The organism is Thermoactinomyces sp. CICC 23799, from assembly GCF_016055145.1.
GTDB lineage: Bacteria > Bacillota > Bacilli > Thermoactinomycetales > Thermoactinomycetaceae > Thermoactinomyces > Thermoactinomyces intermedius.
The window spans coordinates 259,039-274,582 of the sequence record NZ_JAECVV010000003.1 but is presented as its reverse complement, the minus strand read 5'-3'; the positions used below and the strand labels follow the sequence as shown (position 1 = coordinate 274,582).

Below are 15,544 nucleotides of genomic sequence, written 5' to 3'. Positions count from 1 at the left end.
TTGCATCGCGTGCCCGCCTCCGAAAGCAAAACCGGACGGTCCAAAGGTAGTTCCTTTTTTCCGTCCGGCTTCCGTCAAGACAAAATGCCCTGGCTTTCCATAAAATTCTTTTTCCGGTTCAGCGAATCATAAAAAAAGTTTCCCGATTTCCGGTCAAGGCTGGCCGTGATGAACGACAGCGGGGAAGTATCCGGAATGTTGCCCGGAAAACTGATCACCGGCAGGTTGTAAAACAGATGCTCCGGATCCTCCTGATGGATATTCCACCACCCTTGAAGATGCATTTTAAAAACTTCGCCCACATACCTTAACAGGCCGTCCAACGTCATTTTTTCTTCCTCTTTCAATATCTCATCCGGCGATGAGTAATTTTCCAACACCCATGCCTCCACTCTCAGCAGGGACTCCGGGGTGTAATCCAAATCCAAATGCCCCAGCTTCTTTTGCAGTTTTTCCAGTTCATCCCGATGGATCATCAGCCATTCTTCAAACCAGTCTCTTTGATTTTCCTCTGCCACCTTTTTCCCTCCTTTACGGTTAATTACCGGAACTCCACATGAATTCCTGCCGCTTTTAATTCATTGATCCACGGCTGGTTGGCATCGGCATTTTCAAACACCCAGGTGATTTCCCAATTTTCCACTTGCACCAGATATTCGTCTTTTTCCAGTTCTTCCCGGATGTGCGCATCTTTTGAAAAATAACCTTTGCTTCCATCGGTTTTGGTCGTGGTTTTATGTTCAACCGCTCTTAATGTTTTGGGATCGGCAATGTCAATAATCCGCACACCGGATGGAGTGTCCACACTTTATTGCGTGGTGGAGTTTTCTCAGTTGAGGGTTTTCCGGTAATTTTCCACCAATTGGTGCAACCGGCTTGCTTTTTTCATGTTGGCAACATACGTTTTGCTCCACTGTTCATAACTCATTTGCCGCCGTTTGCCTTGTAAACTTCCCACCGGTTTTGTTTGTGTTCCGGGGTTCCCGGGACCAATGAGGTGTCTTTTTCCACTTTGGGCGTTTTGGGATCCGGTGTGCGGTTTCCGCAAGGCAACTCGATCATTGCCGTGTACCGGTCAGTGGAGCGGGCTTTTAAACACCTTTTAAAGCTGTCAAACAGTTCATCCGTTTCCGCTTTGACCGTCGGTATGCCGAGATCCAGCTGTTTCACTTTGTTAAACACAGGCACGGCAAAAGCGGTGACCCCGACCAACGCCGCACCGCCGATGCCGGCTCTGGAGAAAATGGAACGAAGCGGCCCCGGCAATTTCGTAACCACATTCCGAAACCCGGAAGCCAGCGGCCCCAACAACCTCGAACCGGTGATGGATGCAATCAACCGGCTTCCCAATGAACCCGGTCCGCTCCCCCGGCAATCCCCATCCCGATCGCCCCCCCAACGCACCGCCGAGAGCTGCTTCCAAAAAGGTGTCCTGCGTGATTTCACCATTCATCAACCAGCTCATCCCGAAGGAAAGGCCCATCCCGATTAACACCGAAACCCCCAGCAGAGGAGCGACAAAACATACCACCATTCCGACAACCAACACCACTCCGGCCGCGATATATCCGATATTCTCCTTAACCCATTTCCAGGCAGTGGACAATTTGTCCACCACCACTTCTTTCATCTTGGCACAAACTCCTGTGAACCAGTCCCATAAGTCCCCAAAAAATTTCTTCGTTCCTTCCCAAGCTCCCTTTACTTCTCCCTTAAACCAATTCCATCCTTTTTCAATCGTATTACACGATTTTTCGGAAGAAGGACTCTCTTTCTTCACTTCCTGTGAGACCGGCTGCTTATCCGCCGGCCCCGGACATGGTCCGGCATTACTTCTCCGTCTTCCATTTAGGATCCGGTCATGAAAAAATTTCAGAGAAAAGGGCTATCGTCAACAGAACCAGAATCACGTAAATGATCACATTTACCGCTTTTTGCATTTTCCAACTCCCTTTCAATGAGTGAATGGATCCGTTTGAACGGAAGAAGCATCGAATTGCAACATTCCTGTGTTTGCCTTTTTTCTGAGCAATCATGCAACAGGATTCATTCATTACACAAACTCACATTTCATTTTGATTAGAATGAATATTTTTAATTTTATTTTAAATAATCGGCTTCATTAAGATTGCTTCCAAAAAAAACCGGAGCGGACAAAGCTCCGTTTTTTTCTTTAAAGCGCAAAGTGGCGATATTCCCCGGCAATCCGTTTCATGAGGTCGCTTTCGACCGGGATTTGGGTAATCTCATGAATGGTGTTTTCCAATCCCTTTTGCCGGATGCTTTCCTGAATTTGAACGGCTTCGGAATCTTCCTGGTAATCATACCGCAGGGCGGCGGCAATGGCTTTGGCCAGCGAAACCGGCTGCTCCTTCAGGTACGTGATATATTGGGTGGCCGGACTGACCAGACGGTCTTGGGGTCCCAGTTTACGCATGGGGGAACGGCCCACCCGGGTCACGTCATCGGAAATATGCGGGTTGACAAAACGCCGGATGATGGTGTCGATATATTTTTGATGTTCTTCCGGATTGAACCCGTGCTTTTCAACCAACAGTTTTCCGGTTTCCTGCAACGTGTTTTTCACCTGGCTTTGGATCTTTGGATCCGCCATGGCTTCATCAATCGTTTGGTAACCGGCTTGGTAGCCGAAGTATGCGGCCACGGCATGGCCGGTGTTGACGGTGTACAGCTTTCGTTCAATATACGGCATTAAATCATCCACCAAAGTCATGCCGGTCACGTGAAGTTCCCCCACCACTTGGGAACGGTCCACCGCCCACTCATAAAAGGGTTCCACCACCACTTTTAACGGATCCTCATTAGACTGGTTGGGAACAATCCGGTCCACTGCGGCATTTGGGAAACCGGCTATCTCATCAGCGTTTTTTCTCTCTTCATCATCCAGTTTGGCATAGACTTCTTTTTTCAGCAGGGCGCTGCCGCCGATCATGTTTTCACAAGCAATGACATTGAAGGGCTTGCTTCCGGTTTCCATCCGCTTTTTCAACCCTTCGGCAATCAGTCCGGCAATCAGCGGCAAGACATTGGGACCAACTGCCGTGGTGACCAGATCCGCACCGGCAATGGCGGCCACCACTTGCTCCGGATGATCTCCGCTGTGAATGGCGTAAACATTTTTGACGATAATTTCTTCATTGGAATCATCGGCCAACCCGATGGAATAGCTTTTCCGCTCGTTGATCAAATCCACAATCTCCCGGTTCACATCCACAAAGCATACTTCATATCCGGATTGGTGAAGCAGGCTGCCGATAAATCCGCGTCCGATATTTCCAGCTCCAAAATGTACTGCCAGCATGTGTGTCCACCTCTTAAAAGAATTTCATGATTTCTTCGTCTGTTTCCGCTTGAACGATTTGATGCACGTTTTCTTCCTCAGCAACCAACAAGGCGATCTTGGATAAAATCTCCAAGTGCTCATCGCCTTTTGCGGCAATTCCGATCAAAAGTTTGACGATGTTGCCGTCTCCAAAGTCCACACCGTCAGGAACCTGTACGATCACAATACCGGATTCGATGACGTTTTCCTTGCCCGCTTCCGTTCCATGCGGAATCGCAACATAATTGCCCATATACGTCGAAGTCAATTGTTCCCTCTCCAGCATGGTATCCACATAAGCCGGTTTGACGTAACCTCTTTCCACCAACAATTGACCCGTCAAGCGGATCGCTTCTTCTTTGCTGTCCACGCTTGCATTGAAGCGGATGTTTTCCGGGGATAAGATCGATGATGCCATGTCAAACACTCCTTGTTTCTTTTAATTTTTCTTCAAAGAATCGTTCAAACCGTTTGGCGAGGTAAGCGGAAATTGCCTGCTGGTCTCCCGACTGGAACAAGGCAATCCCCTCGTCGTTTTCAATAAACAGGGAACTGATGTAACTCAAGACTTCCAACACCGGACCGGAAACCTTCTCCGGTGCCAACAACAAGAGCAACGTATCGGCACGGATGTCCGACTGGTCCATGCCCTTCATCACAAACGGCTGTTTCAGGAAACAAACCGTAAAAGAGGGACGGACCACCTGTTGGCTCCGTGTGTGGAAAAGCGCCAGCCGTGTTCCGGGGATTCCCAGTCCCCCTTTTTCCTCCCGCTTTAACAAAGCTTCCACCACCGGCGCCACCCTTTGGATCACCCCTTCCTCCCGCAACCGCAAACAGGCGGCTTCCAAAGCTTCCGGGACAGAGCCGGCCTCTTCCGCAACAAAGCATTGGAATCCCCGGAGGATGGTGGCGATCCCTCCCGAATACTGATGGATCTTTTGCATGTTGGAGATGGTTTGTTCCAGCTTCGGGGAAGGAGCCGGATCCGGATTCCCGGGAGAAGTTTTGAAGCCCGTTCTCTTTTTGCGCAGCTTTTCCCGGATACGGGCCCGGATCTTTTCCACCTCATCGCGGGTCAAAATGGGACTGACCACCAGATAATCCCCTTGGAAATAAGGGAGTTGGATGGTGGAAATGATGAGGTCAAACGCCTCCGGATCCTCCTGATCGATTCCAAAAACCGACCGGTTGGTCAGGTTTTTGATCTCCGGAATCTCCTGCCGGATCCGGGTTTCCAGCATCTTGGATGTGCCGATCCCGCTGGAACAAATAATGAGCGCATGCAAATCCTGCTCTTGTTTGTTGAGCAATGCCGAACCGAAATGCATCACCAAGTACCCGATTTCTTCGTCCGGAACGGAAACATCCGGGAAGACGGCCGCCACCCCTTTTTTGACGACCGCAAACAAATCCCTGTAATCTTCCATGATTTTGGGCAACATGGGGTTGGTGATTTTCATGTTTCGCCGGATGCGGTAAAGGGCCGGTTTCAAATGGGAAATCAGCCCCTGAACCAACGACGTTTGATCCGACAACCGGCAATGCAGCTCTTCTTCCACAAACCGGATCAGCTTTTTGGTCCAAAGCAGAACGGGATAATCCTCTTCCTCGATCGTGTATTCCTGATCGTGTCTCAGCCGGGCCCCTTGCAGATGCATGGTGATATAGCCGACTTCCGCTTCGGGGATCGACAGGCGGAATACCGTTTCCAACCGGGCGATCAATTGCCGGGCGAACGCATACTCCGGTGCGTTTTTTAACCGGTTCAGATGCACGGGATCCATTTCAATGTTTTCCCCCTGCATAATGCGTTCGATCGCCAGCGCCAAGTGGACGACCAATCCGATGTAGGCACTGTCCGCAAGAGAATAAGGCAGTTGTTTGCTGATTTCTTCGACCACTTTCTCCACCAGGATGAGCTTGCGCTTTTCAACCAGACCCAGCAATCTTCCGGAAAGGGATTCCGGTGTTTTTTTCGTCTTGTTTTGAATGTTTTCGCGGATCAGGGATAAGAACTGGACTTCATCAATATTTTCGGCAATCAGATTGCTCATGGCCCGCCGCTTGGCTGACTCGCTTCCGACAATTTCAACCCCGTACCCGCGTTTTCGAATCAACGACAAATCAAACTTCTCAAGCCCGCTTTCCAGCTTGGTCAGGTCATGGCTGACGGTTGCCATGGTGACGTCCAGTTCACTTGCCAGCGAAATCAGTTTCACCGGTTCTTTTGCTTCCAAAAGCGTGCATAAAATCAGGATCCTCCGTTCTTCCGGCGTATACTCCCGGCGGGATTGGCGGAACAGATCCCGTTTTAACGCCTCCTTTTGGCCGGCCGCACCGAATAGCTGAATGCCGACCCCCGGCTTTTTGACCAGTTCCAGGTCATACTTTTGAAGCAATTGTTCGATCCCTTTCAAATCCCGGTGGATGGTGCGGACACTGACATCCAGTTCTTCCGCCAGTTGCTTCGTGGTCAAATTTTCCGGCCGGGTGGATAGCAAACGTTTTAAAATCAACCTTTCCCTTGCAGTGATATACATCTTGTCCACTCCATTATAACGACGTCGCCCGGAAAGCTTCGGACAAACCGCGCTTTCCCGTTATTCTTTGGCCTTTTTCAATTCCTCCACGAGTTCATCGTATTTCGGGCTGCTCAAGAAGTTGTCCACGGAAATATGATGAGCATGGGGGATCTTGGCTTTGGCCCGGTCCGTCAGGTCTTTGTGTGTCACCACAATGTCGGCATCATCCGGCAGGTTGTTGATCGATGTGTTGGTCACAGACAGATCCAGACCGGCCTTTTGCACTTTGTTTCTCAAAATGGACGCCCCCATGGCGCTGGAACCCATTCCGGCATCACAGGCAAAAATAATTTTTTTCACTTTGTCGTACTCAACCGATTCGGCTTTCGGCTCTTCGTCTGCCGGTTTTTCTTCTTTTTTCAAAAGCTCGGCCGCTCTGCCTTCTTTTCCTTTTAATTCACTGGTTTTTTCAACGGCTTTGTCCAAGTCTTCGCCGTTTTGTTTGGATGTTTTCAAAATCAAGGATGCGATGAGGAAAGAAACGAGCGTCGCGGCGATGACCCCCGCCAGGACACCGACATAATGCCCTTTCGGCGTCATGGCCATCAAGGTGAAAATACTTCCCGGTGACGGCACGGCGATCAATCCGGCATCCGTCATCAAGAAGGTGAAGACGCCGGTGGCTCCGCCGGCAATGGCCGCAACCAAAAGAAAGGGTTTCATCAAAATATAAGGGAAATAAATTTCATGAATTCCCCCGAAGAAATGAATGATTGCCGCACCCGGAGCGGATTGTCTGGCTGTTCCTTTGCCAAACAACATATAAGCAAGCAAAATGCCAAGTCCGGGACCCGGGTTGGTTTCCAACAAGAATAAGATGGATTTACCGGATTCGGTCACTTGTTCGATCCCGATCGGGCTTAAAATTCCATGGTTAATGGCGTTATTCAAAAACAAGACTTTTGCCGGTTCCACAAACAAACTGGCAAGCGGCAACAAATGCACATCGATGATGGCTTGAACCCCCGCTGCCAACGTGCTGTTCAACAACAGTACCACCGGACCGATGGCTTTATAACCGAGGATGGTTAAAATTCCGGCGATGATCCCGGCGGAAAAGTTGTTTACCAGCATTTCAAAGCCTTGTTTCACTTTTCCTTCGATCAATTGGTCCCACTTTTTGATGCAGTAACCGCCAAGCGGTCCCATCACCATCGCTCCCAAAAACATGGGAATGCCGGAACCGACGATGACACCCATGGTGGCTGTGGCTCCCACCACGCCTCCTCTCACGTCATAAATCATTTTTCCGGCGGTGTATCCGATTAATACCGGAAGCAGATATTGGATCATGGGGTCGACCAGTTTAGCCAAATCCCCATTCGGGAACCATCCCGAAGGAATAAATAAAGCCGTGATCAATCCCCAGGCAATGAAAGCACCGATATTAGGCATAATCATTCCGCTTAAAAAACTTCCGAAACGTTGTACCTTCATTTTGAATCCGGGATTTGCCTGACCCGATTCCGCCATGTTCTTCTCTCCTTTCTCTTATTGAAATATATATTTATATTTTGTGAACATCTGGTTACTTTTATCATAAGACGTCGGTCCAATCCGGTTCAATTTATAGAAAATCCTATTTTGTCCTTCTAATTGTTGACATTATTAAAATAAACAAACCCCTTTCCATAAAAAATGGAAAGGGGTTGACGGGTAAAGGGGGTTGGCTTAACGGTTATTGTTGGCTTTTTTTCAAGGCTTGATCCAGATCGGCAATAATATCATCCACCGACTCAATTCCGATGGACAAACGAACCAGATCCGGAGTCACTCCCGCGCTTCTTTGCGCTTCTTCCGTCAATTGTTGGTGTGTGGTGCTGGCCGGATGAATCACCAGGGACTTGGAATCGCCGACATTGGCCAAATGTGAAAAGAGCTCCAGGCTTTCAATGAACTTCTTGCCGGCTTCCAATCCGCCTTTGATGCCGAAAGTGAAAATCGCTCCTTGACCTTTCGGAAGATATTTTTGAGCCAATTCATAAGACCGGTGGTTCGGAAGCCCCGGGTGATTGACCCATTCAACCGACTCATGTTTTTCCAGATATTTGGCAACTTCCAGTGAATTTTCGCTGTGCCGTTCCATCCGCAGATGCAATGTTTCCAATCCTTGCAGCAACAAAAAGGCATTAAACGGGGAAATTGCCGCTCCGGTGTCACGCAAAAGTTGCACCCGCGCTTTGGTGATGTAAGCAAGCGGTCCGAGCGCTTCGCTATACACCACTCCGTGATAACTCGGATCCGGCTCCGTGAAATCCGGGAACTTGCCGTTGGTCCAGTCAAATTTTCCGGAATCCACAATGACTCCGCCGATGCTGTTTCCATGTCCCCCGATGAATTTGGTGGCCGAGTGAACGACAATGTCGGCCCCGTGCTCAAAAGGACGGCACAAATACGGGGAGGCAAAAGTATTGTCCACAATGAGCGGAATTCCGTGATCATGAGCCACTTTCGAAACGGCTTCAAAATCCAGCACATCCAATTGGGGATTTCCGATGGTTTCGGCAAAAATGGCTTTGGTCCGGTCGGTGATCGCTTTCCGGAAGTTTTCCGGATCCGATTGATCCACAAATTTCACGCTAATCCCTATTTTGGGAAGAGTATGGTAAAAGAGATTATAAGTTCCTCCATACAACGCGCTGGAAGCGACGATTTCATCTCCGGCTTTGGCAATGTTCAAAATGGCATAAGTGATGGCTGCCTGCCCGGAGCTGGTTGCCAACGCTCCGACTCCGCCTTCCAATTCCGCCACCCGTTTTTCAAAAACATCCTGGGTGGGATTCATGATGCGGGTATAAATATTTCCCGTTTCTTTCAGCGCGAACAAATTGGCGGCATGTTCCGTATTGTCAAACACATACGAGGTCGTTTGGTAAATCGGCACGGCTCTTGATTTCGTGACCGGGTCCGGCACCTGTCCTCCGTGTACGGCAATGGTTTCGCTTCGATAGTTCGTGGATTCACTCATTGGTCTTTTTCCCCCTTTTGTTGTAAAAAAGCCTCTTCTCTGATCCAGAGAAGAGGCTTGATCACTCATCGAAGTCTCTCCTATCTTCTAGAAATCCCAAAGGATTTCTACAGGAATTGGCACCTTCCGGATCTTCATCCGGGGTTGCCGGGCGTCATTGGGCCAGTCCCTCAGCCTCTCTGGATAAGAGCAAAATCTGATAAGAATAGTATTATTTTATTGAATTGACTCTATTATAATGACAAGAAAGGACCATCGTCAATGATTTTTCACAAAAACCTCATAAAAAAACCAGGGCAATTGCCCTGGCCTGATCTAAACCCGGTTCGAATGGGGATTCGAAGAGATTTAATAGGGAGTCCATCTGATGATTTATTCGGACGGACTTTCTAAATTATGGTCTTTTTGTACGAAAAAAGTTTTTTTGTCACGGATTATTCACTTTTAGTTCCTCTCCCTGCTTTGGTTCCAAAAGGCCTTCCTCTGCCCAAACGCCTCTTTTTGCATTGAAACTTCCTTTCCCTTGGGTACTGACCCTTCCCCCCCGGTTCTCCTTTCATATGCTATAGCGATTTGAAAAGCACGGGAGGTGATTCCATGTCATCGCTTGAGCGCTTGTGCCGTCAATTCGCACGGATTGTCAACGGCCAGCCAAGCACCATGAACGGGATTTGTTTTATTCAAAAATTCCGGAACATCCCCGTCACCATTTTGGGCAAACGATCCCGTTCCCCGCTGGTTCTTCCCACCTTTTTCAGTTTTGAGAGCCTTGACCGCCGGGGCCGCGCGCTCAATTTGGGAGAAACGGTGATTTTACAAAGAGAAATTAATCCGTTTATCTCCGAATTGCGAAAACGGGGAATAATTGTAACCGCTCTTCACAACCACTGGTTATTTGAAAACCCCCGTTTATTTTACATTCATTTTGAATCCGTAGAAAATCCGATCACCTTTGCCAGAAAAGTTGCCGCCGCCTTGAGGGTGTTGAAAAGATGAGGATTTTTTTAAAAACCACCCGGAAACCGGGTGGTTTTTGCAATTCCCGGTATAATAAACTTAATTCGAAGCAAGGGAGAACGTTGCATGGAAGAGATGTGGAGAAACATTTTGCTGGAACTCGGCATTTGGGCCATTCCTGTCAGCCTTTTGGTCAATACGCTTGTCAACCTGACCGGATTTCTCCCTTCAGTCTTTATGACGGCAACAAACGTCTGGCTTTGGGGAGCCTGGTGGGGCGGGGTTCTGTCCTGGACCGCCGAAGTTTTGGGAGCCATGCTTGCCTTTGTGATTTATCAGCGGGGCATGCGCATTCTTCCCAAAAAATACCGAAACCGCTGGCGCTGGCTGGAATCCATCCAAGCACAGCCGCTGTGGCGGCAATGGACCTTGCTTGCCGCTGCCCGGTTGGTGCCATGGATTCCGACGGGAGCCGTAAACCTTTTTGCCGTATGGGCGGGAACCCGCTTTTTCATCTTCTCAAGTTCCACTGCCGTGGGCAAAATTCCATCCGTCGCCTTGGAAACCGGAGCAGGGTATGGTTTCCTTCAATGGATTCAACTTTTTTAAAAGAAAGATAAATTTTTACATGCAGGTCTATTTGTTTTAAAATAAATTATGTACAATAAAATAGTAAGTAACTTATGATCACAAGATGGAGGGATTTTTTATGGCAAAAGTGTTGATTTTGACCGGTGATGCCGTGGAAGCCCTGGAAATTTTCTATCCGTATTACCGGTTGCTGGAAGAAGGGCACGAAGTCACCATCGCGTCCCCGAATAAAAAGAAATTGCAAACGGTTTGCCATGATTTTGTGGACATGGAAACATTCACGGAAAAATTGGCATACGGCATTGACTCCCACGCCTCATTTTCCGAAATCAATCCGGCCGATTATGATGGTTTGATCATCCCCGGGGGACGGGCTCCGGAATACATCCGCATGGAAAAAGAAGTCCCTGCAATTGTCAGCCATTTCTTCGAAAACAACAAACCGGTGGGGGCCATCTGCCATGCCGCACTGGTGTTCAGCGTGATTCCGGAATCCGTAAAAAACCGTTCGATGACGGCATTCACCACTTGTAAGCCGGAAGTGGAAAGCGCAGGAGCCGAGTACGTCAACAAAGAGCTTCATGTGGACAACAACTTGGTCTCGGCTCATGCTTGGCCGGATCTTCCCGGATTTATGCGGGAGTTTTTAAAGAAATTAAAATAATTTTGACCAAAAAAGGAGCCGGGAAAAAACCGGCTCCTTTTTTAAAACAATGCCAACTGGTTGCTTTCCGGAAGCCCCTGCAAACAACCCAGCCGCTCCAGCACTTCGATCACCGTGCTGGACAAACGGGCCCTCTTTTGCAAATCCTCGATCGACAAAAACTCTCCTTGCTCCCGGGCTTGGACAATGTTTTGCGCCGCGCTCTCCCCGACTCCGGAAATCGAAGCAAACGGAGGGATCAGGCGTTTTTGGTCATCCAGCCAAAACTTGACGGCATCCGACTGATACAAGTCCACGGGCGCAAATTCAATTCCCCGTGCATACATTTCCATCACCAATTCCAAGGTGGCCGCCATGGCCTTGTCTTTCGCCGATGCCTGGAAGCCCATCTCGTTGATCTCATTCAGTTTCCGTTTGACCGCATCATATCCTTTTAAAACAAGCTCAATGTCAAATTCATTGACGCGGGTGCTGAACAATGCCGCATAAAAAGCTTCCGGATGATACACTTTAAACCACCCGATGCGAACGGCCGCCGTCACATAAGCCGCGGCGTGCGCACGCGGGAACATGTATTTGATCTTCCGGCAACATTCAATGTACCAATCCGGCACGCCATGCTCCTTCATCAAGGCTTCCTCTTCATCGGAAACCCCTTTTCCTTTTCTCACTTTTTCCATGATCTTAAATGCCGCTTTGGACGGCAATCCCATGCGAATCAGATACAACATGATATCATCGCGGCAACAGATGGCTTCTGAAATGGTACAAACGCCGTCATTGATCAAATCCTGCACATTGCCCTGCCAGACGTCCGTCCCGTGCGACAATCCGGACACACGCACCAATTCACTGAAACAACTGGGTTTGGCATCCTGCAAAATCCCACGCGCAAAATAGGTGCCAAATTCCGGAATCCCCAGCGTGCCGTGTTCAATTCCGTTAATGTCTTCGGGCCGGACCCCGATGCTTTTGGTGCTGCGGAACAGTTCAATCACCTTGGGATCCCCGAGCGGAACCTTGGTGGGATCCACACCGGTCAGTTTATGCAACAGGCGTTGGATGGTGGGTCCCGTATGCCCGAGCAAATCCAGTTTCAAAATTTTCCCGGAGATGGCTTTGTAATCAAAGTGGGTCGTGATCACCCCGGATTTGGTGTCATCCGCCGGGTGCTGAATGGGCGTGAAATCATAGACTTCCCGTTCCTGCGGTACCACCATCAGCCCTCCGGGGTGTTGCCCGGTGGACCTTTTCACCCCGACGCAACCTTGCGCCAGGCGCTCGATTTCGGCACGCCGCAAATTCAAATTATGTTGTTCCGCATACTTTTTCACATAACCAAACGCGGTCTTTTCTTTCACCGTGTTGATGCTTCCTGCACGATAGATGTACTCTTTCCCGAAAAGTTCCTCGGTGTACTGGTGCGAGCGCAATTGATATTCACCGTCAAAGTTCAAATCGATATCAGGCGCTTTGTCCCCTTCAAAGCCGAGGAACGTCTCAAACGGGATGTCATGCCCGTCTTTCCACAGCTCTTCCCCGCACCGGGGACATTTTTTGTCAGGCAGGTCAAACCCGCTTTCATAAGAACCGTCGGTAATAAACTCGCTGTACTTGCATTTTTTGCAACGGTAATGGGGAGGCAACGGATTCACTTCGGAAATATAGCTCAAACAGGCAACGACCGAAGAACCGACCGATCCCCGGGAACCGACCAGGTATCCGTCTTCCAGCGATTTGCTGACGATTTTTTGCGAAATCATGTACAGCACGCTGAATCCGTGTTTGATAATGGAGTTCAACTCCCGTTCCAACCGGTTTTTCACGATTTCCGGCAACTCTTCCCCGTACCATTCGTGCGCCGTTTGGTAACAAATCCGTTTTAACTCTTCTTCGGCTCCTTCCAAATGGGGCGTGTACGTTTCATCCGGGAACGGCTTGACCACTTCAATCTGCTCCGCGATCGCCCGGGGATGGTCCACCACCACTTCTTTGCATTTTTTCTCGCCCAAATATTGAAATTCCCGCAACATCTCGTCCGTCGTCCGAAAATGCGCTTTCGGCAAAGGCCCTTGCGGTTTCGCACCGGTTTGGTTTGCGGCGATGATTTCGCGGAAAATGGCATCCTGTTCGTCCAAATAATGGGCGTTGGAAGTGGCGACGACCGGTTTGCCCAGCTTCTCGCCGATCTCGACAATCAATTGATTCGCTTGCCGCAACCGCTCTTCATTTTCCACCAAGCCTTTTTCCACCAGATGCATGTTGTACTCCACCGGTTGGATTTCCAGGTAATCATAAAAACGCGCGATTTCTTCCACTTCGGAAGGCGACTTGTTTAACGCCGCTTCAAATAATTCTCCGCGTTCACAGCCCGACCCGACCAAAAGGCCGTTCCGGTGCTTGACGAGCTCGCTGCGGGGAATGCGCGGCACCCGGTAAAAATATTTTAAATGGGACATCGAGATAAGCTTGTACAGGTTTTTCATCCCTTCCTGGTTCTGCACAAGCAAAATGGCATGGAAAGGACGGACCCTTTTTAAATCCCGTTCCCCGCGGTTTTCATTCAACATGTGCAAATGGGTGATTTTCTTTTTCTCCACCGCAATTTGCAACATTTTCCACATCACATGGCCGGTGGCTTCCGCATCATAAATCGCCCGGTGGTGCTGTTCCAGTTTGATGCCGAGCTTATCCGACAGGGTGTTCAAGCGGTGGTTCCGCATGTCGGGGAACAACATCCGTGCCAGTTCCAAGGTATCCAGCACCGGATTTTTCACCGGCTCCTTGCCGATCCGTTTCACCGCTTCCTGCAAAAATCCCATATCAAATCGCGCATTGTGCGCCACCAGCACGGTGCCTTCGATAAACTCCAGAAAATCCGCCACCACATCATCCACTTCCGGTGCGTCTTTCAACATGTCGTCGGTGATATGCGTCAGCTCGACAATGTGTTTGGACAACGGGCGGTGAGGGTTGGCAAAGGAGGAAAATTTGTCGATGATTTTTCCGTCTTTCATCTTGACCGCTGCCAGTTCGATAATGACATCGTGAACGGCGGACAACCCGGTGGTCTCCACGTCGAAGACGACATATGTACCCTCGAGTAAATCCATCTCGACTTCATTCATCACAATGGGAATGCCATCATCGACGATATTGGCTTCCACTCCGTAAATCACTTTGATGTCATGTTCGCCGGCCGCTTTGTATGCTTCCGGATAGGCTTGCGCCACGGCATGGTCGGTAATCGCCACGGCGGGATGCCCCCATTCTGCCGCTCTTTGAATCATTTTCCCCGCACTGGCAATCCCATCCATTGCGGACATGGAGGTGTGCAAATGAAGCTCAACCCGTTTTTCTGCCGCCGTATCCCGGCGCACAAACGAATCGGGTTCGGTTTCTTCCAAGCTGTTCACCATCACGACCAGTTCACGGGAAAACGTGTCATATTGAACACTTCCGCGCACTTTTAACCAATCACCGTCTTGGATCATGGCCAAAACGGCGGCTTGTTCCTTGTCACGGGCAAACACTTTGCACGAAATGGAATTGGTAAAGTCGGTCAAATTGAAGGTTAACAACTTCCGACCGCTTTTTAACTCTTTCAACTCGCTTTTAAACACTTTGCCTTTGATGACCACATTCCGCTCTTCTTCGACAATGTCGTTGATTTTCACCGGTTCTCCCTTGATGCTGTAGCCCAATTTTTTGCTTACAACCGGTTCCTCCGGATGCTCGCTCTTTTCTTTCTGTTTCTTGGCCCGCTCTTTTTGTTCGGCCAACGCCTTTTGCATCAAGGTCTTTTCCTCTTGGATTCTCTGCTCGCGGAATTGTTCGGCGGCCTGCTCCGGTTCGGTTTCTTTTGCTGATAAAATGACGGGGAGTTTGGTTCCGGTGATGCGTTCGTAATACTTCATGATATAGCGGTCCGTTTCCCGTTGTTTAGCCATTTTCAAAACCGCCGGGTTGGGGAAGACGACAACAATCCGGTCCCCTTCCACCCGCCATTCAGCCTGTCCGAACCAAGTGGCGGCGGCGGGTGTGACCTGTTCTTGCAAACATTTTTGGATAAAATATTTATATTTTTGCAGAACGATTTCATGTTGCAAGCGGTCATAGGTGAAGTACATATTCACCCGGACCCACGGCTGAAAATGTTTTTTCACGCGCATCTGAAAATCCTGCCATAACTCCGCATCCATCGGCTCCACCAAATGAAGGTGAATATTCCATGTTCTGTCTTGGAGACGGACTTGCACTTCTTTAATCACACCATCCCGAAAGGCATGATTCAGCCATTCTTCCGGCAATTCGGCTTCATGGAACAGGTTAACCAGTGCTTGCCTCCCCTTCATTGCTAAAGACCTCCAAATACTTGGTTTCTCTTCCCGTACCACATTGGAATGATTCGAGTCATTTACTTATTGTATCGAACA

General features: G+C 49.3%; 12 protein-coding genes and 1 riboswitch. Of the genes, 3 read left to right on the top strand and 9 right to left on the bottom strand.

The window, feature by feature from the left end; translation table 11 throughout:
* Positions 1-74 precede the first annotated feature (74 nt).
* The 8 genes from I8U21_RS05745 to I8U21_RS05710 form a co-directional block, all read right to left on the bottom strand.
* Positions 75-518: a hypothetical protein gene (locus I8U21_RS05745; protein WP_370527029.1), complete on the bottom strand. Its 444-nt coding sequence runs from the start codon at positions 516-518 to the stop codon at positions 75-77.
* 23 nt (positions 519-541) lie between these two features.
* Positions 542-787, bottom strand: a complete 246-nt coding sequence (locus tag I8U21_RS05740) for a hypothetical protein (RefSeq protein ID WP_181732673.1) — start codon at positions 785-787, stop codon at positions 542-544.
* A gap of 137 nt (positions 788-924) precedes the next feature.
* Entirely contained in the window at positions 925-1,449 is a 525-nt protein-coding gene (locus I8U21_RS05735; protein WP_198053473.1) for a hypothetical protein, read from the bottom strand.
* Positions 1,450-2,173: 724 nt separating this feature from the next.
* Entirely contained in the window at positions 2,174-3,322 is a 1,149-nt protein-coding gene (locus I8U21_RS05730) for a mannitol-1-phosphate 5-dehydrogenase (protein WP_198053472.1), read from the bottom strand.
* A 13-nt stretch (positions 3,323-3,335) separates the two neighbouring features.
* Complete coding sequence (locus I8U21_RS05725; RefSeq protein ID WP_198053471.1) at positions 3,336-3,761, bottom strand: PTS mannitol transporter subunit IIA; 426 nt, start codon at positions 3,759-3,761, stop codon at positions 3,336-3,338.
* Position 3,762: 1 nt separating this feature from the next.
* Positions 3,763-5,886 (bottom strand): BglG family transcription antiterminator, encoded by a 2,124-nt coding sequence (locus I8U21_RS05720; protein ID WP_198053470.1) that lies wholly within the window; start codon positions 5,884-5,886, stop codon positions 3,763-3,765.
* 60 nt (positions 5,887-5,946) lie between these two features.
* Entirely contained in the window at positions 5,947-7,401 is a 1,455-nt protein-coding gene (locus I8U21_RS05715) for a PTS mannitol transporter subunit IIBC (RefSeq protein ID WP_198053469.1), read from the bottom strand.
* Between the two features lie 205 nt (positions 7,402-7,606).
* Positions 7,607-8,896: a homocysteine synthase gene (locus I8U21_RS05710; RefSeq protein WP_181732666.1), complete on the bottom strand. Its 1,290-nt coding sequence runs from the start codon at positions 8,894-8,896 to the stop codon at positions 7,607-7,609.
* A gap of 77 nt (positions 8,897-8,973) precedes the next feature.
* Positions 8,974-9,086: riboswitch (SAM riboswitch) on the bottom strand.
* Positions 9,087-9,493: 407 nt separating this feature from the next.
* Between I8U21_RS05710 and I8U21_RS05705 the strand changes: the two genes are divergently transcribed.
* The 3 genes from I8U21_RS05705 to I8U21_RS05695 all read left to right on the top strand — a co-directional run bounded on the left by I8U21_RS05705 (position 9,494) and on the right by I8U21_RS05695 (position 11,108).
* Entirely contained in the window at positions 9,494-9,892 is a 399-nt protein-coding gene (locus I8U21_RS05705; RefSeq protein ID WP_198053468.1) for a DUF1259 domain-containing protein, read from the top strand.
* Positions 9,893-9,979: 87 nt separating this feature from the next.
* The gene (locus tag I8U21_RS05700; protein WP_198053467.1) at positions 9,980-10,462 is read left to right on the top strand and encodes a TVP38/TMEM64 family protein; all 483 of its coding nucleotides are present in this window, start codon (positions 9,980-9,982) and stop codon (positions 10,460-10,462) included.
* Positions 10,463-10,562: 100 nt separating this feature from the next.
* Positions 10,563-11,108: a DJ-1/PfpI family protein gene (locus I8U21_RS05695; protein ID WP_198053466.1), complete on the top strand. Its 546-nt coding sequence runs from the start codon at positions 10,563-10,565 to the stop codon at positions 11,106-11,108.
* A 41-nt stretch (positions 11,109-11,149) separates the two neighbouring features.
* On the opposite strand, the gene I8U21_RS05690 is transcribed toward I8U21_RS05695, so the two are convergent.
* On the bottom strand, positions 11,150-15,463 hold the full coding sequence (locus I8U21_RS05690; protein WP_198053465.1) for a PolC-type DNA polymerase III: 4,314 nt from the start codon (positions 15,461-15,463) through the stop codon (positions 11,150-11,152).
* Between the last annotated feature and the right edge of the window lie 81 nt (positions 15,464-15,544).